Origin of the sequence: Phyllobacterium sp. SYP-B3895, from assembly GCF_009647635.1 — a bacterium.
GTDB lineage: Bacteria > Pseudomonadota > Alphaproteobacteria > Rhizobiales > Rhizobiaceae > Phyllobacterium > Phyllobacterium pellucidum.
The window spans coordinates 852,359-869,712 of the sequence record NZ_WJIG01000002.1 but is presented as its reverse complement, the minus strand read 5'-3'; the positions used below and the strand labels follow the sequence as shown (position 1 = coordinate 869,712).

The window sequence follows — 17,354 nt, the reverse complement described above, 5'->3', positions numbered from 1 at the left end:
CTCAGCCGCGATCGGAGTCGAGGATCGTGTCGAACAGTTCGATCGTGTACTTTTTCTCGACGAACTCGATCAGATCGAGCGGCGGTCCGGCGATCTCCTGCCTGTGCCAGCGCACCTCATAGGTAATCGTCACGTGGTTACTGTCAGGCCGGCGGTATTGTTTCATGAAGCGCGCCCGATAGCCGATGGACGCGAGTTCCTGCTCAAATGTGCGCGGCGTTTCGCCGTCCTCGCGCACGATCGTAAGAAACGCCTTTCGCTCACGCGAGATCCGGATATCGATAAGTTTCATCGCCCAAAGGATCAAATAGACAAGGGCAGTCGCGACGCATGCCAGTTCGATGAGGCCGCTGCCGAAAGCGAGCCCGATCGCCGTCATGATCCACAACGTCGCCGCAGTCGTCACCCCGCTTACGAGGTCGCCGCGCTTGAAGATCGCGCCGCCGCCGATGAAGCCGACGCCGGTGAGTATGCCGAGCGGCAAGCGCATCACGTCGATATTGACGAAAGAATCAGGCGGCTTGCCGACTGTTGTCAGAAGCAGGTTGGCCTGTATCATCGCCATGCAGGCGGCAAGGCCGACCAGGAGCGTGGTCCGCAGGCCGGCAGCGTGTCCGCTGGCCTCCCGGTTGAACCCGATGATCGCACCCGCCACGACGGTGAGGCCGAGGCGAATGGCGATGTCTTCCCATGTCAGATAAAGCTCCACCGTTGCACCTTGAGGCTTGTTCCTCGCCACGAAAGGGGTGACGTCAGCGCCTTGGCCCCCCACACCGTCATCCTCGGCCTACATCCCGATAACCCACAGGTAGGTGTGGCATGCACGACCAACGAGCCTGCACGGAAAGTTAATCCTCGAGATCAAGTCTCGAGCATGACGGTGGAGAGGATCGTGCAGAGGGGAAACAAATTGTCAATGCGCTTCCGTCTCCACTGGCTTTCGCCTAGGCGAGCATCCTCAGTTTCGGCTCGCGGTCCCAATAACGCTTGGTCGCAGCATCGGTGAAGCCTTTTTCAACCGGCACGACGCCGGCATCGTCCTTGATACCGGCGGCGTCGAGCAAAGCCCTGGACGAGGCCGCATAGCCGATCGCCTTGAGATGGCCGAAGGCGTCCATCACCCACTGTTTTGCCGCTCCTTCATTCGCCAGCCTGCCGGCAGCATCGGCGGAGACGATAACCGCGACAGCGTCGAACAATTGCGACGGCGTACCGAGCAATTGACCATCGGCTTTCATTGTATCGCCATTGGCCAGTTTGGCGCCGCCGATCTTTGGCGCGACGATGACGGGTTTGCCGCCTGCCTGCTTGACTGCATTGGTTAGCGCCGCAAGCGCGGCGGCATCGGTGCCGTCATCGATCAGGATACCAACCGAACGTCCATCAAGCGTGGGTTTCATGTTTCCGTGGATGCTAAGAGCAGGTGAGGGCTCCATGTCGAGCGGCGCGCGCGCGGCCTGCGACTTTTCCGGCAATTCGATGCCAAGCCCGTTTGCCACGCGCTTGGCGAGATCTTCGTCAACGTTGCGCAAGTTTGCGAGCATGCGGGGCGGTACCTGAGCAAGAGTGACCTTCGAGAGCTCGAACACGAAGGATGAGGCGATGTGCGCCTGTTCGGAAGGCTGCTGCGAGCGCCAGAACAATCTTGCCTGGCTATAGTGATCTGCAAAGAGTTCTGCACGTATCCGCAATTTGCTACCGGTTTCCGCTTGATCGGTCCGGCCTTCTGCAGTCGTAAACCCGGTGACCGGACATTCGCGCGGCCCGCCTTCCTCGCCATGCGCGGCAAGGCTGTTGGGTTCGTAGTTGGCGCGTCCTTTCGGAACATTCATCTGCATCTGGCCGTCGCGCTGGAAATTCATCACCGGGCATTTCGGCGCATTGATCGGAAGCTGATGGAAATTGGCCGTGCCAAGCCGCGATTTTTGCGTGTCGAGATAGCTGAAGAGCCTGCCCTGGAGCAGCGGATCGTTGGTAAAATCGACACCCGGGACGATGTTCGCCGGGCAATAGGCGACCTGTTCGGTCTCGGCGAAGAAGTTGTCAGGGTTGCGATCGAGGACGAGCCGTCCGACCCTGCGCACCGGAATGACTTCTTCAGAAATGATCTTGGTCGGGTCAAGCACATCATAGGGCTGGGCGTCTGCAAACTTCTCGTCGAAAAGCTGGAGGCCAAGTTCCCATTCGGGGAAATTGCCGGATTCGATTGCTTCCCACAGATCGCGGCGGTGATAATCATTGTCCGCCGCTTGCAGCTTGAGTGCCTCGTCCCAGACGGTCGATTGCAGACCGAGCTTGGGCTTCCAATGGAATTTGACAAAGGTGGATTCGCCCTTGGCATTAACGAGACGGAAGGTGTGGATGCCGAAGCCCTCGATGGTGCGGAAGGACCGGGGGATGGTCCGGTCAGACATGGCCCACATCAACATGTGCGTCGTTTCGGGCATGAGCGAGGCCCAGTCCCAGAACGTATCATGCGCGCTGCCTGCTTGCGGGAACGCGCGATCGGCCTCCATCTTCACCGCGTGAACGAGGTCGGGAAATTTGATCGCATCCTGGATAAAGAAGATCGGGATGTTGTTGCCAACGAGGTCCCAGTTGCCTTCCTTGGTATAGAACTTGACTGCGAACCCGCGCACGTCACGCGGTGTATCGACTGATCCCGCACCTCCAGCCACGGTGGAGAAACGGGTAAAAACCGGCGTCTTCTCGCCCTTGCGCTGAAAGAGGTCGGCCTTGGTAATGTCGGCAAGGGATTCGTAGAGCTCGAAATAGCCATGGGCCGCCGATCCGCGGGCATGGACGATGCGCTCGGGAATGCGCTCGTGGTCGAAATGGAATATCTTCTCACGCAGGACGAAGTCTTCGAGCAGGGTCGGTCCGCGTTCCCCGGATCGCAAGCTGTTCTGGTTGTCGCTAACGTGAATGCCCTGGTTGGTGGTGAGTCGCCCCTCGGCCCCATGCGGGCCTTTTTCGGGCACATGCTGATGGGTTTCACCGCCATTACCCCGGTCGGTGACGAAATTGTTTTCCGTGGCCATGGTACCATCCTCGTTTTCAGTGGGAATACTTCCTAACGAAGGGGCAGGCGCCAAGGTTCCAAACGGCGTCCTATTCGAACCTGACTTTCCTCTGATCGAACGCGCCATAGCCGCGGATGGCCGCGACCTCCGGCTTAGGATCCTCATAGGACCACATGGCATCGTCCGAGGCCTCGCCCTGACCGAGCACACGCCAATAGGAAGCGGTACCTTTCCATGGGCACTCCGTGTGCGTTTCGGTCTTTTCGAGATGGACAAAATAGATGTCGTCGAAGGGGAAATAGAGGACCGGCTCGTGTCCGGGCTCGTGCAGTTCGACTGCATGATCGCTCGACGCTATCACGACGTCGTGGAACCGGACCGTTACCGGCTCCGGATGCGGATTAATGGTGATGCCGCGATTCATATCCTGCTCCTCGGTTGATTTCGTCCACGTCTTTCAATGCAAAAGCAAAAAGCTGCGCCGAAGGTTCCGCATTGGCTTGGCAAGAACGCTTGGCGGCGCTCCGAAATGATGTAGAAATCATATGGGAGCGGACAACCAGGATCGCCAGTGAAGATCGCCACATACAATATCAACAATATCAACAAGCGACTGTCGAATCTTCTGCATTGGTTGGAAACGTCCGCGCCGGATGTCGTCTGCCTGCAGGAGTTGAAGTGCGAGGATGCGAGCTTTCCGGCAGAGGCGCTGCGCGATGCCGGATATGAAGCGGTCTGGAAAGGCCAGAAATCATGGAACGGCGTTGCGATCCTTGCGCGCGGCGCCAAGCCGATCCTCACGCGCGACAGGCTGCCGGGTGACCCCGAGGATGTGCAAAGCCGCTACATTGAGGCAGCAGTGAACGGCGTGCTGATCGCGTCGATCTATTTGCCGAACGGCAACCCGCAACCCGGGCCGAAATTTCAATACAAGCTCGCCTGGTTCAAGCGCCTGCACCTATACGCGGCGGAACTTCTCGAAATGGACATACCGGTCATCCTGGCGGGTGACTTCAACGTGGTTCCGACCGATTTCGATATCTACAATACGCGCTCGTGGATGGACAATGCCTTGCTCCAACCGGAGAGCAGGGAGGCCTTCGCCAAGCTGTCGGCGCAAGGGTGGGTCGACGTCGTGCGCGCGCTTTATCCGGACGAGCCAATGTATTCATTCTGGCACTATATGCGCAATGCATGGGATCGCGATGCAGGTTTGCGGCTGGATATGCTGATGGCATCGCCCGCGGCCTATGAACGGGTGACGGATGCGGGCGTCAACCGCGACGCGCGGAGCTTGGCCAATACAAGCGACCACGCGCCTACCTGGGCCGAATTCGAGGATTGAAGCTTTTCCTTGTCACGAATCAGGGAAATTCCGCTTCAGCATCGGCTCGAACTGGGGGAGGCGGGAGACGTTGTCGGCAATCGTGTTGAGCTTGGGCAAGGCCTTGGCGAAGGCTTTCTTGCCCGGCCGCCAATGGCGCATCACCGCAATGTAGAAGTCGATCGCCGAAAGCCTTTCGCCAAGAAAATAGGGATCGTCGGCAACCTGCTCGACATTTGCCCACAACTCCATCCGGTATTGATCGATGGCATCCTTGTATGGCTGGCTTTTTGTCTCGGATATTTTCCAGCGGTCGGGATCGTCGGCGAACGTCGTCGTTGGATAAATCTCGCTGTTGATATAGAGCAGCCAGCGGAGGAACGCTGGACGCTGCGGATCGCTGGATGAGGGCACGAAGCGCTGGTCGGGGAAGGCATCCGCAAGGTGGAGGATGATCGCCGCGCTCTCGGTCATCACGCTGCCATCTGGCATGATAAGCGTCGGAACCTGCCCCAGCGGGTTGAGTTCGAGCAGACGGTCACGGTCCGGTCCAGGTTCGAGGTAGGGAATTTCTTCGAGTTCGAACTCTGCCTGGGCTTCGCGCATGGCGAGTTCGACGATCACCGATCCACATCCTTCCGAACCGATCAAGACATATTTGCTCATGGTGCCGTCCTGTCTCTTGTCTGGGCCAGGGATTTACTATGGCGAACAAATGAAGCCTGCGCCAGAAAGTTCCTTGAGAGCCGAGGCCCGGGTTCGAAGCTTCGAAATATTCGCATTGCCGAACGGCCAAGGTTTGAAAGAGTTTTCCTTGGTTTCCGGCATTCGGCAGAATATGGTCTGCGTCGGCGACAGAGCATCGATGAGGACGGGACAAGTTCGGCAGTGCAATCCAGGCTTCCCATTCTGCCAATGATGCTGACGACCGGGCCTGTCCCGGTTTACCCCGAGGTGCTCCAGGCAATGGGTCGGCCGGTACTTTACGATTATCACCCCGCATTCCAGACCTACTATGCGGATGTCATCGATAAACTGCGCAGGGCCATGCGGTCCCGGCTCGCGCCAGTCATCATGCAGGGCGAGGCGATCCTCGGTATCGAGGCGGCCGCTGCGGCGCTGATCGAAAAGAGCGACATCGTCCTCAACCTCGTATCCGGCGTCTACGGCAAGGGCTTTGCCGCCTGGGCGGCGCGTTATGGCAAGGAGGTTGTCGAGCTTGCCGTTCCATTTGACGAAGTGATCGATGCCGAGGCGGTTCGCCAGGTCCTGCGGCGCCGGCCGGAGATCACGGTCGTTTCGGTCTGTCACCACGATACGCCATCCGGTACGCTCAATCCCTTGGCCGAGATCGGCAAGGTCGTCGCTGAACACGGGGCCTACCTCATTGTCGATGCCGTTTCTTCCTTTGCCGGCCTTGATGTCCATCCCGACGCCGTACATGCGGATATTTTCATCACCTCGCCATCGAAGTGTCTCGGCGCTTCGCCGGGCTTAAGCCTCATTTCGGTAAGCGAGCGTGCCTGGCAAAAGATCGAGGCGAACAGCGACGCGCCGCGCGGCTCGTTCCTCAGTCTCCTTGGATGGAAGGACGCGTCGGAGCCTGGACGAAGCTTCCCCGTAACGCCGTCGATCTCGGAGATATACGGCCTCGACGCCGCGCTCGATCGCTATTTCAGCGAAGGCGCCGAAAATGTCTGGGCCCGCCACGCACGAACGGCGGCGATTATGCGCGATGGCTTAAGGCAAATTGGTGTCCAGCTTTGGCCTAAGCGCGAAGAATGGTGCGCGCCGACGGCGACCGCATTTCGCGTGCCCGCGGGCTGGAGCGATGCCGCCCTGCGCGACCGGCTGCTCGATGATCACGGTATTCTAGTTTCGCTCGGCCGCGGCGAAACCGCCGGCAAGGTGCTGCGCGTCGGCCATATGGGCGCCTCCGCCGAACCTTCTTTTGCCCGCGCCGCCGTCGAGGCCCTCGACGAAATCCTGTCAAATCGAACTTCCACTTGAGCCCGAGAGGTTACCAATGTCCCGTATCATCCTCCATCGACGCGCATTTCTTGCTGCGACCGCCAGTGCCGGTGCTATCGCCGCTCTCGGGGGCAGGGGCTGGGCGGCGGAGCAGCCGGTCAAGGGTGGCCGTCTGATCGTCGCCGGTGATAGCGAACCGGCCAATCTCAACCCGGCTATCGTTGCATCAAACGGCGTGTTCTTCGTGGCCAGCAAGGTCATCGAGCCGCTCGCCGAGCAATCCTACGAGGGCAAGGACGGGCTTTCGCCGCGCCTTGCGACGTCCTGGGAGGGGTCACCCGACGGATTGTCGGCGACATTCAAACTGCGCGAGGGCGTGACCTGGCATGATGGCAAGCCGTTTACCTCCGCCGACGTTGCATTTTCTGCGCTCGAAGTCTGGAAGAAATTGCAGAATCTCGGCCGCGTTGTGTTCAAGAACCTCGACAGCGTCGATACGCCTGATGACCACACGGCTATACTGAAGTTTTCGCAGCCGACACCGTTCCAGCTCATTCGCAACGCCTTGCCGGTCGTGACCTCCGTGGTGCCGAAACATATCTACGAAGGCACGGACATCGCCAAGAATCCCGCCAATCAGCAATTGGTCGGCACGGGACCGTTCAAGTTCGGCGAGTACAAGCCGGGCGAGTATTATCTCCTCAAGCGCAACGACGCCTATTGGCAGAAGGACGAGCCGCTGCTCGACGAAATCGTCTATCAGTTCCTTCCCGATCGCGCCGCCGCCGGCAATGCGCTCGAGGCCGAACAGATTCAGCTTGCAGCTTTTTCCGCGGTTCCGCTTGGCGACCTCGACCGGATTTCGAAGGTGCCGGGCCTCAAGGTCTATGCCAACGGCTATGAAGGCCTGACTTATCAGCTCATCGTGGAAATAAACCATCGCCGCAAGGAACTCGCTGACCTCAAGGTGCGCCAGGCGATCGCCCATGCCATCGACCACGACTTTGTTGTGAAAACGATCTTTCTTGGCTATGCGAAATCGTCATCAGGACCCGTACCCGCCTATGACAAGACGTTCTTTGAACCCGATGTCACAAAATATGCTTTCGATCCGGCGAAGGCGGAGGCGCTGCTTGATGAAGCCGGCTACAAGCGCGGCGCTGACGGCAATCGTTTTACCCTCAAACTGTTGCCGGCGCCGTTCTTCAACGAAACCAAGCAGTTCGGCGATTATCTTCGCCAGGCTCTGGCCAAGATCGGCATTGATGCCCAGATTGTCAGCAACGACACGCCAGCCCACCTGAAGGCCGTTTATACAGACCATAACTTCGATATTACGGTGGCGACGCCCGTCTACCGCTCAGATCCCGCAATCTCGACGACGATCCTGTTTGAGAGCGGTCTGCCGGCCGGCGTTCCCTTTTCCAACCAGTACGGCTATGCCAATGCCGAAATCGACAAGCTGATCAAGGATGCTGCCTCGACCATCGATGCAGACAAGCGGGCAGGGCTCTACAAGGAACTGCAGAAGAAAGCTGCCGACGATCTGCCGTTGATCAATGTCGCCGAATTCTCGTTCATCACGGTTGCGCGCGACTCGGTGCAAAACGTGTCGGACAATCCGCGCTGGGCAGTTTCCAACTGGTCGAACGTCTGGGTGAAGCCATAGCAGCCACAGGAACCGCTTCAATTTCAATGGCAAAACCTCTAGCCTAGTGCTGGAATCAATCGCACACGTCGCCCGACCGGAGTAATCTTGCCGCCTCTCGTTTCCCTGTTACTGAAACGTCTGCTCGGCGCTCTTCCTGTCCTGGCGATCGTTCTCGTCGGCAGTTTCCTGCTGCTTGAGGCGGCATCGGGCGATGCGGTCGATTCTTATGTCGCGCGCTCGGGCACGCTCGACGCGGAGCAGTTGGCGCAATTGCGCCAGGAGTGGGGGCTCGACAAGGGCCCCGCCTACCGCTTCAAGGCCTACGCCACCGCACTCGCGCAGGGAGACCTCGGCTGGTCCACCGCATATCAGCGGCCTGTCGGCTCGGTGATCCTCGAGCGGCTGCCCATTACCCTCCTGTTGATGACCCTTGCCACGACGCCGGCATTTTTCATTGGATCCTTGCTAGGCGTGATTGCCGGCGCCAGTCCCGGTTCGATACGCGACCGATTTCTTTCGGTCACCTCGCTGGCGATTTATGCCGTTCCGGGTTTCTGGCTGGGTTTGGTGCTTATCGTAATTTTCGCGGTCGATCTGCGCTGGCTGCCTGTCGGCGGCATCGAGTCGATTGCTTCCGGCAAGTCGGGGTTCGCCCGTCTCGGCGATATTGGCGCGCACCTGATCCTGCCCGTCACCTCGCTCGCCATGGTCTACCTCGCGCTCTATTTACGCCTCATGCGCGATCGCATGGGCGAAATCTGGCACGAGCCATTTGTGCAGTCGCTGCGGGCGCGCGGCATCGGCCATTGGCGTATCGTCTGGCGCCATGTCGCCCGCAACGCGGTGCTGCCGGTCGTCACCATGCTTGGGCTTCAGGCGGCGGCCATGCTCGGCGGCAGCGTCGTGGTCGAAAGCGTCTTCGCCATTCCAGGCTTTGGCCGCCTCGCCGCCGAAGCGGTGGCGCGGCGCGATACACCGCTGCTCCTCGGGATTATTCTTTGCAGCGCCATAACCGTTATAATCGCCAATCTTCTCGTCGATCTCGCCTATGGCAAGCTCGATCCGCGCGTGAGAACCGGCCGATGAATGCCTGGCGCAATCTCAACGGGGAAGGGCGGATCGGGGCGGTAATCCTGACGGCGCTCATCCTCATGGCGCTGCTTGCGCCCATCCTCGCGCCGGGGGATCCCTTGGCGATCAGCGGCGAACCATTGCTTCACCCCTTCGCCAACGCAGCGCATCCGCTCGGGACCGATCGGCTCGGCCGCGACGTGCTCGCCGGCCTCCTGCACGGGACGCGCACCACGCTGCTTGTTGCCTTCTTTTCGGCCGCCGCGGCACTCATCGTCGGCAGCGTCGTCGGCACGCTGGCGGGTTTTCTCGGCGGTATCGCCGATGCGATCCTGATGCGGATCACCGAGGCTTTCCAGACCGTCCCCGGCTTTCTTCTGGCACTTGCCGCCATCAGCGTTACCGGGCCCAGCGTGCCGACGCTCATCTTTGCAATCAGCCTCGGCACCTGGACTCAAGCGGCTCGCGTCACCCGTGCCGAGGTTCTGTCGCTGCGCGAACGCGACTTTGTAGCGGCGGCGCGCACACTTGGCATGCACCCGCTCGAGATTGCCTTTCGTGAAATTCTACCCAATGCATTCGGGCCGGCAGCATCGCTTGCCGCTATTTCCGTCGCCGCCGCCATCCTCATCGAGGCGGCCCTGTCGTTCCTCGGCTTCGGCGACCCCAATCGCGTGACCTGGGGGAGCATGATTGCGGAAGGGCGCACCGTTCTTCGCTCCGCGCCATACCTTTCCATCGTCCCGGGAATTGCGCTTGTCGTTACTGTTCTTGCCGTTCATTTGCTCGGTCGTGGCTTGTCGCGCTCAGAAAGGCTGCAGCCATGAGCAAGCCCTATTTGCATATAGCAGGCCTCGGCGTGCGTTATGGCGCGGCCGTTGCTCTTGAAGATATCTCGCTTGAGGTTGGCCAAGGTGAAAGGCTCGCGCTCATCGGCGAAAGCGGTTCCGGGAAATCCACGCTGGCAATGGCGGTCGCCGGGCTTCTGCCCGAGGGGGCAAAGGCGACAGGGTCGGTTGATTTTCCCGCACTTGGATACAAGCCAAGACCGGGCAAGGATATTGGTGTTTTGTTCCAGGACCCTAATGGCAGTCTTGACCCGGTGATGAATGTGGGTGACCAGATAGCTGAAGTTGCGATGATCCACCAGGGGATTGGCTGGATTGCGGCCCGGGTCCGCGCCGCCGAATTGCTGGACGCGGTCCAGATTCCACGACCTCTCACACGGCTTAATAGCTATCCGCACGAATTTTCTGGGGGGCAGAAGCAACGTATCGCCCTTGCAATCGCGCTTGCGGGCAACCCTTCGCTGCTCATTGCCGATGAGCCGACCAGCGCGCTTGATACCGTCGTACAGCGACACATTGTCAATCTGCTCGATCAGCTGGTCAGGGACAATGGGCTGACGCTCATCTGCGTCACGCACGATATCGCGCTGGCATCGGAGCGCGCCGACAAGATCGGCGTGCTCTATAAAGGAAGGCTCGTGGAGTTCGGTCCTGCGGCAGACGTGGTCGGCGCACCCCGCCACCCCTATACGCGTGCGCTTGTCGACACGCACATTTCGCTCGATACGCCGCGTAGAAAGCGCCTTGCCGAAATCGATACGGCAGGTCTCGAATGACGTCGCCCGCTCCGATCCTCGAAGTCAAAAATATCAGCAAACACTTCGCCGATCGGGGCGGGGCTGGCCTGCGGGATATCAGTTTTGTGCTCGCTCCGGGCGAAACGCTGGCCGTGGCTGGTGCTTCGGGTTCAGGCAAGACCACGCTCGCGCGCCTGATCATGCGCCTTGCCGACCCGGACAAGGGATCGATCCATCTGGCCGGGCAGGATATCACCGCCTTGCGCGGCGAGCGTCTGCGCCGGCGTCGCAGCCGATTCCAGATGGTGTTCCAGGACCCGCTCGCGGCCTTCAATCCACGTGCCACCGTCCGCGATATTCTTGAGGACCCCTTGCGCCTGCATGGGCTCGCCAACCCCGGCGACTATACGGCGACGATCGGCGCCGCACTGGAGCGCGTCGGCCTCGGCACAGATTTGATCGATCGTCCGCCACGTCAGCTTTCGGGCGGCCAGCGGCAAAGAGTGGCGATAGCAAGGGCAATCATGACGAAGCCGGAACTGATCGTTCTGGACGAGCCCGTTTCCGCGCTTGATGTTTCGGTGCGTGCGCAGATCCTTAACCTGCTCCTCGATCTGAAGGAGCAAACTGGAGTTGCCTATATTTTCATATCGCACGACCTTGCCGTCGTCCGCGCTTTCGCCGAGCGCTTGATCGTACTGGACGAAGGGCGAATCGTCGAAAGCGGCGATACGGAGACGGTGCTCAAAGCGCCGAAAGCCGAGACCACGCGTGCGTTGATCGAGGCTGTTCCGCGGCTCTTATTTTAAAGCGCGCAAACATTCGCGAATGCCCGGCCGCTTGGTCTACAGCGGAGGCACGTAGAACAGATATGCACCGATGACCGTAAAGATGGAAAGCAGGATAAGAGTAGCGTCGTTCACATCAATAACCCCTTATTGATCACGCCATTCTAGCAAAGCTGCACCGCGATGGATTTACACCACTGTGGGCTAACCTCATGGGGTTAAGTGATTTGTCCTGGCCGCAATGGAAATCGGGCCCGATTCAACTGGTCGGAGTGAGAGGATTCGAACCTCCGACCCCCTGCTCCCGAAGCAGGTGCGCTACCAGGCTGCGCTACACTCCGTAACCAGTGACGCGCGGTATATACCGTCCGGTCTCGGTACCTGCAAGTCGTTTCTATCCACTTTTTGATAATGCTCTGGAAACCTTTTTCCGAGCGTCCTACGCCTTATTTTCCTCTGTGATCGCCTTCCAAACTCCTGTATCGATTGGCATCAAGTCTTCAATGCGTAGAAAGTGCGGGGCTGCGTTCGATGGCGGCGGAAAAGCAGAAGATCATCAGCTTCGTCATGAGCGGCGGTGTTGGTTCGCGGCTATGGCCGCTGTCGCGCGAGGATTTTCCGAAGCAGTTCCACAATCTTTCCGGTCAGGGCTCGATGTTGTTGCGAACGGTCCGGCGCATGAGCGCGCGGGCAGACGACACGGCCGTACCTGTCTATCTTCTCGCCTCGGAACGACACGCCGCGCGCATCCAGCATGATCTTGCCGGCGTCGACCTCGCGGGTGGGCGGCCAATCCTCGAGCCGATGGGCCGCAACACTGCCTCGGCCGTGGTGCTTGCCACCGAAGTGACCTTGCGGGAACATGGCGACGACCTTGTGCTCGTCGTGCCTTCCGACCATGAGATCACCACCGATCGCGATTTCTGGATCACGGTCGAAGCCGGCGTTGCCGCGGCAAAGGCCGGGCGGATCGTCGTCTTCGGCATCAAGCCGGACCGTCCCGAGACCGGCTTCGGCTATATCGAGGTCGGGGCGACGGGCGAGGGCACGCGCAATGTCGTGCGCTTTGTCGAAAAGCCGAACGAAGCCAAGGCCAGGGACTATCTGGAATCGGGCAATTTTTTGTGGAATGCCGGCATTTTTCTTTTCCGTGCCAGCGCCATGCGCGCAGCCTTCAAAGCACACGCTGCGGAAATATGGGACAAGGCCGTCGCCGCGCTCGATGCTGCCGATACCAATGTTTCCGGCACCTATCTTCCCTATGAGCTTTATGCCGAAGTGCCCTCGATTTCCGTCGACTACGCCATCATGGAACGGGCTTCGGGTATCGCGCTCGTCCCGGCGACCTTCCGCTGGAACGACCTCGGCTCCTGGCAGTCGCTGCTCGATGTCGGTTCGGTCGACGCGAACGGCAACGTCATCGTTGGTGATGTCGTCGCCATCGACTGCGAGCACAGCTATCTGCGCAGCGAAGGCGGGCTGCTTTCTGTCGTAGGCCTGCGCGACACCGCTGTTGTGGCCACGGCGGATGCAACCTTCGTCGCACCGGTCAGCGAAAGCCAGAACGTGCGCAAGATCGTCGAGCAACTGGAAAAGTCGGGACGGCTCGAAACCAAATTCACCCCTTCGCAAGACAGGCTCCCGCAGGTCGGCGCCTATGCCAACCGTGTACGCCACTGGCTGTTCAGCGAGACGCTGCCGCTGTGGTCGACCGTTGGTGTTGATGAGCGTTTCGGCGGATTTCACGAGGCGCTGTCCTTCGAGGCGACGCCGGTTGCCAAGCCGAAACGCATGCGCACCATCGGCAGGCAGATTTATGCATTTGCCGTCGCCCACGAGATGGGCTGGGACGGCCCGGCAGCGGCGCTGATCGATCACGGCATCGATTTCATCACCAGGAACGGCCGTACCGACCGCGGCGGCTGGGTCAAGACCTTCAACCCGGACGGCAGCGTGCTCGATGCCACGGAAGACGCCTATGACCAGTCCTTCGTCCTGCTGGCGCTTGCCCATGCGCATAAGGCTGGCCATTCGGGCGCGCTCGCGCTCGGTACCGAAACCTTTGCCTTCATCGACGAATATCTCGCCGACGCGCGCCTGACCGGCTTTCTCGAGACCCCCGACGGCAAGGGCCTGCGCCGCTCCAACCCGCACATGCACCTGCTCGAAGCGTTTCTGGCCTGGTATAACGCCACCGGCAATCGCGACTATCTGCAACGGGCGGCGCGCATCGTCGACCTTTTCCGCCACCACATGTTCGACGCGGAAACCTGGACGCTCGGCGAGTACTTTACCAATGATTGGGAGCGGGCGCCCGGCGAGGAAGGTGAGTGGACCGAACCCGGCCACCATTTCGAATGGGCTTCGCTGCTCGTCAATTTCGCCGCCGCATCCGGGCAAAAGGATCTCGTACGCTTTGCGCGAAAGCTCTATTCCTCGGCAATCGCCAACGGCCTCAATCGGGCGACGGGCCTTGCCTATGGCGCCGTGTCGCGCCATGGCCTGCCGCTCGACACCAATTCACGCAGCTGGCCGCAGACTGAAGCCGTGAAGGCGGCTATCGCGCTCGACGGCAATGGCGGCCCGAATTTGAAGCCGGAGATCGAGGCGCGTGTCGGCCGGCTGTTCCGCTGGCACATCGAACCGGCGCCGAGGGGACTGTGGATCGATCTCATCGACGAGACCGGCCGCGCCAAGGCGGAAGACGTTCCCGCCTCGATCTTCTATCACCTCGTCTGCGCGCTCACGCAATACGTGGATTATGTCGGCAAGTAACGGTTACTGGTCGATCAGTAAGGGCTTTCGACCTTGCCTGTCTCCACATAGACCGATTTTATCTGGCTATAGTGGTAGAGCGCGGCGAGGCCATTCTCACGGCCGACGCCGGACTGCTTAAACCCGCCGAAAGGCATTTCCACCGGCGCCAGATTATATGTGTTGATCCAGCAGGTGCCGGCCTTCATCTGGCTGATGACCCGATGCGCTCGCGCAAGATCCTGCGTGAACACGCCGGCAGACAGTCCGAATTCCGTGTCATTGGCGCGCTCGATGACCTCAGCCTCGTCCTTGAAATCGAGAACGGCCATGACCGGCCCGAATATCTCCTCACGGGCAATGATCATATCGTCGGTCACATTGGTAAAAATGGTCGGCTCGACGAAGCAGCCGCCTTCAAACCCTTGCATCTGCGGTACGCCGCCGCCGTAATGGAGTGTCGCCCCCTCTGCCTTGCCCTTCTCGATGTAGGACACGACCTTGTCGCGCTGCGCCGCGTTGACGAGCGGTCCAATGTGGATGTCAGGGTCGAGCGGGTCGCCGAGGCGGATGGCTTTCGTGCGGGTTGTCAGGCGCTCCAGGAAGCGATCCTTGATACCGCCCTGGACGAAAACACGTGTACCGTTGGAGCAAACCTGGCCGGTCGAATAGAAATTACCGAGAAGCGCACCGCCGACGGCATTCTCCACGTCGGCATCGTCGAAGATGATGAGCGGGGACTTGCCGCCGAGCTCCATGGTCGCATGCTTCATGTGCGAGCCGGCCTGGGCAAGAACCCGCTTGCCGGTCGGCACGGATCCGGTCAACGATACCTTGGCAACGAGCGGATGGTCGACGAGCTGGGAGCCGACATCGCCAAAACCCTGGACAACGTTGAACAGGCCGTCGGGCAGGCCGGCTTCCTTGTAGATCTCCGCGAGCGCCAGAGCAGAAAGCGGCGTGTTTTCCGAAGGCTTGAAGATCATGGCATTGCCCGCTGCGAGAGCCGGTGCCGATTTCCAGCCGGCGCCCTGGATAGGGTAGTTCCAGGCGCCGATGCCGACGCAGACGCCGAGCGCTTCGCGCCTCGTATAGGCGTAGGAACCACCAAGCTCGATCATCTCGCCATTAAACCCAGCAATGATGCCGCCGTAGAATTCGAGTGCATCGGCGGCCGAGGCTGGATCGGCGACGAGCGTTTCCTGAATGGCCTTGCCGGTATCGAGCGTTTCAAGTTCAGCGATTTCGGCATTGCGGGCGCGCAGGATATCGGCGGCGCGGCGCAGGATCCGGCCACGCTCTACCGGTTTCAGCGCGGCCCAGGCGGGCTGCGCCGCGGCTGCCGCCTGAACCGCCTCATTGATGAGGGCAGGCGTTGCGCCGAAAAGCCTGGCAATGGTCTCGCCGGTAGCCGGGTAGATCACATCAAGCGGCTTGCCTGCCTTGTCCTCGACAAACCGGCCGTTGATGAAATGCGATGCCTTGGGCTGCGCGCGCATGGGTGCTCTCCTTTGAATGCGTATGGTTACCTTACCGGTCACTCACCTGCCAGCGCGGATTGATCCACGGCTCCTGGTTGGAACGCGGCAGTGGATCGCGACCGAGAATATGGTCCGAAGCCTTTTCGCCGGTCATGATCGACGGACCGTTGAGATTGCCGTTGGTCACGCGCGGAAAAATCGACGAGTCGGCAACGCGGAGTCCCTCCACCCCGATGACACGACATTGCGGATCGACCACAGCGGTCGGGTCACTGGTCGCACCCATCTTGCAGGTACCGCAGGGATGAAAGGCGCTCTCTGCATGTTCGCGCAGGAAATCGTCGATTTCATCGTCCGATTGCACGTGCGAGCCCGGCGAAATTTCGTGGCCGCGATAGGGGGTAAGTGCGGACTGGCCGAATATCTCGCGGGTCAGGCGCACAGCGTGGCGAAAGTCGCTCCAGTCGTCCGGATGCGACATGTAGTTGAAGACGATCTTCGGCTTTTCGAACGGATCCGATGAGTGCAGTGTTACGCTGCCGCGCGACTTCGAGCGCATGGGTCCGACGTGGGCCTGGAAGCCATGGCCCCTGGCAGCCGCCTTGCCGTCGTAGCGGATTGCGGCGGGCAGGAAATGGTACTGGATATCCGGATAATCGATACCAGGTTTCGACCGCACGAAGGCTGCGGATTCGAAATGGTTTGTCGCACCATGCCCGCTCTTGAAGAAAAGCCACTCGGCGCCGATCATCGCCTTGGAAACAAGCCCGAGTTTGGAATTGAGCGTTATCGGCTTGAGGCTTTCCTGCTGGATATAGACTTCTAGGTGGTCCTGCAGGTTCTGGCCGACACCTGTGCGATCAGCGACAACTTCGATCCCGTGCGCCTTGAGATGTTCGGCCCGTCCGATGCCGGACAGCATGAGCAGCTTGGGGGAGTTGATGGAAGAGGCGGCAATGATCACTTCGCGCCGCGCCCGGATAATTTCGGTTTTGCCGCGCCGCGCTATCTCGACGCCGGTCGCGCGCTGATTCTCGATGATCACGCGGCGCGCGAACCCATTGATCAGGCTGACATTCTGGCGCTTGAGGGCAGGGCGCAGATAGGCGTTCGCCGTCGACCAGCGCCGCCCCTTGTAGATCGTTTGCTCCATCGCCCCGAAGCCCTCCTGCTTCGAGCCGTTATAGTCGTCGGTGACTTCGAAACCTGCTTCTTTGCCCGCCTCGACGAAGGCGTGAAACAGGGGATTGTCACGGCGCCCGCGCTGGACGTTCAGCGGTCCGTCCGTGCCGCGCCATCCCGCCTCGCCGCCATGCGAATTTTCCATCCGCTTGAAGTAAGGCAGCACATCGGCATAGGACCAGCCGGCGGCGCCGGTCTCGGCCCAGTGATCGAAGTCGTGGGCGTGGCCGCGCACATAGACCATGCCGTTGATCGACGACGATCCACCGATGACCTTGCCACGCGGCGTGACCAGCCTGCGACCACCGAGGTGCGGCTCGGGTTCGGAGCTGAAACCCCAATCATAGGTGCTCATGTTCATCGGGAAGGAAAGCGCGGCCGGCATTTGGATGAAGGGCCCGATATCGGTGCCGCCATATTCGATGACAATCACCGAATGCTTGCCATCTTCCGACAGGCGGTAGGCCATGGCGGAGCCGGCGGAACCCGAACCGATGATGACGAAATCTGCTTCCATGCCCGGT

The 17,354-nt window shown here is 60.3% G+C and carries 14 protein-coding genes and 1 tRNA gene; 8 read left to right on the top strand and 7 right to left on the bottom strand.

Features of this window, described 5'->3' with window-relative positions; all coding sequences use genetic code 11:
• Nucleotide 1 precedes the first annotated feature (1 nt).
• The 3 genes from GF108_RS10680 to GF108_RS10670 form a co-directional block, all read right to left on the bottom strand.
• Complete coding sequence (locus tag GF108_RS10680; protein WP_370462128.1) at nucleotides 2-772, bottom strand: MgtC/SapB family protein; 771 nt, start codon at nucleotides 770-772, stop codon at nucleotides 2-4.
• A 172-nt stretch (nucleotides 773-944) separates the two neighbouring features.
• On the bottom strand, nucleotides 945-3,041 hold the full coding sequence (locus GF108_RS10675) for a catalase (protein WP_153667925.1): 2,097 nt from the start codon (nucleotides 3,039-3,041) through the stop codon (nucleotides 945-947).
• 70 nt (nucleotides 3,042-3,111) lie between these two features.
• On the bottom strand, nucleotides 3,112-3,447 hold the full coding sequence (locus GF108_RS10670; RefSeq protein WP_153667924.1) for a DUF427 domain-containing protein: 336 nt from the start codon (nucleotides 3,445-3,447) through the stop codon (nucleotides 3,112-3,114).
• 147 nt (nucleotides 3,448-3,594) lie between these two features.
• Here GF108_RS10670 and xth point away from each other — a divergent pair, with 147 nt between their 5' ends.
• Nucleotides 3,595-4,368 (top strand): exodeoxyribonuclease III, encoded by a 774-nt coding sequence (gene xth, locus GF108_RS10665; RefSeq protein ID WP_370462127.1) that lies wholly within the window; start codon nucleotides 3,595-3,597, stop codon nucleotides 4,366-4,368.
• Nucleotides 4,369-4,380: 12 nt separating this feature from the next.
• On the opposite strand, the gene GF108_RS10660 is transcribed toward xth, so the two are convergent.
• Nucleotides 4,381-5,013, bottom strand: a complete 633-nt coding sequence (locus GF108_RS10660; RefSeq protein ID WP_153667923.1) for a glutathione S-transferase family protein — start codon at nucleotides 5,011-5,013, stop codon at nucleotides 4,381-4,383.
• Nucleotides 5,014-5,235: 222 nt separating this feature from the next.
• Here GF108_RS10660 and ppaT point away from each other — a divergent pair, with 222 nt between their 5' ends.
• The 6 genes from ppaT (at nucleotide 5,236) to GF108_RS10630 (ending at nucleotide 11,434) form a co-directional block, all read left to right on the top strand.
• Nucleotides 5,236-6,357: a pyridoxamine--pyruvate transaminase gene (gene ppaT, locus GF108_RS10655; protein WP_370462126.1), complete on the top strand. Its 1,122-nt coding sequence runs from the start codon at nucleotides 5,236-5,238 to the stop codon at nucleotides 6,355-6,357.
• 16 nt (nucleotides 6,358-6,373) lie between these two features.
• Nucleotides 6,374-7,987: an ABC transporter substrate-binding protein gene (locus GF108_RS10650; RefSeq protein ID WP_153667922.1), complete on the top strand. Its 1,614-nt coding sequence runs from the start codon at nucleotides 6,374-6,376 to the stop codon at nucleotides 7,985-7,987.
• 87 nt (nucleotides 7,988-8,074) lie between these two features.
• The gene (locus GF108_RS10645; RefSeq protein WP_153667921.1) at nucleotides 8,075-9,055 is read left to right on the top strand and encodes an ABC transporter permease; all 981 of its coding nucleotides are present in this window, start codon (nucleotides 8,075-8,077) and stop codon (nucleotides 9,053-9,055) included.
• Nucleotides 9,052-9,867, top strand: coding sequence for an ABC transporter permease (locus GF108_RS10640; protein ID WP_153667920.1), 816 nt, complete (start codon nucleotides 9,052-9,054; stop codon nucleotides 9,865-9,867). Before GF108_RS10645 ends, GF108_RS10640 begins: the two co-directional genes overlap by 4 nt.
• Nucleotides 9,864-10,664, top strand: coding sequence for an ABC transporter ATP-binding protein (locus GF108_RS10635; RefSeq protein ID WP_153667919.1), 801 nt, complete (start codon nucleotides 9,864-9,866; stop codon nucleotides 10,662-10,664). The genes GF108_RS10640 and GF108_RS10635 overlap by 4 nt, the downstream gene beginning before the upstream one ends.
• The gene (locus GF108_RS10630) at nucleotides 10,661-11,434 is read left to right on the top strand and encodes an ABC transporter ATP-binding protein (RefSeq protein WP_153667918.1); all 774 of its coding nucleotides are present in this window, start codon (nucleotides 10,661-10,663) and stop codon (nucleotides 11,432-11,434) included. Before GF108_RS10635 ends, GF108_RS10630 begins: the two co-directional genes overlap by 4 nt.
• A 243-nt stretch (nucleotides 11,435-11,677) precedes the next feature.
• Here the strand turns inward: GF108_RS10630 and GF108_RS10625 are convergent.
• Nucleotides 11,678-11,754: transfer RNA gene (locus GF108_RS10625), tRNA-Pro, on the bottom strand.
• Nucleotides 11,755-11,944: 190 nt separating this feature from the next.
• Between GF108_RS10625 and GF108_RS10620 the strand changes: the two genes are divergently transcribed.
• Nucleotides 11,945-14,188, top strand: coding sequence for an AGE family epimerase/isomerase (locus tag GF108_RS10620; RefSeq protein WP_246663907.1), 2,244 nt, complete (start codon nucleotides 11,945-11,947; stop codon nucleotides 14,186-14,188).
• 14 nt (nucleotides 14,189-14,202) lie between these two features.
• Here the strand turns inward: GF108_RS10620 and betB are convergent, their stop codons facing one another.
• Both betB and betA read right to left on the bottom strand, forming a co-directional pair.
• Nucleotides 14,203-15,666 (bottom strand): betaine-aldehyde dehydrogenase, encoded by a 1,464-nt coding sequence (gene betB, locus GF108_RS10615; protein WP_153667917.1) that lies wholly within the window; start codon nucleotides 15,664-15,666, stop codon nucleotides 14,203-14,205.
• Nucleotides 15,667-15,697: 31 nt separating this feature from the next.
• Nucleotides 15,698-17,347 carry a choline dehydrogenase gene (gene betA / locus GF108_RS10610; protein ID WP_153667916.1) on the bottom strand — a complete coding sequence of 550 codons (1,650 nt, stop codon included), beginning with the start codon at nucleotides 17,345-17,347 and terminating at the stop codon, nucleotides 15,698-15,700.
• Nucleotides 17,348-17,354 lie beyond the last annotated feature (7 nt).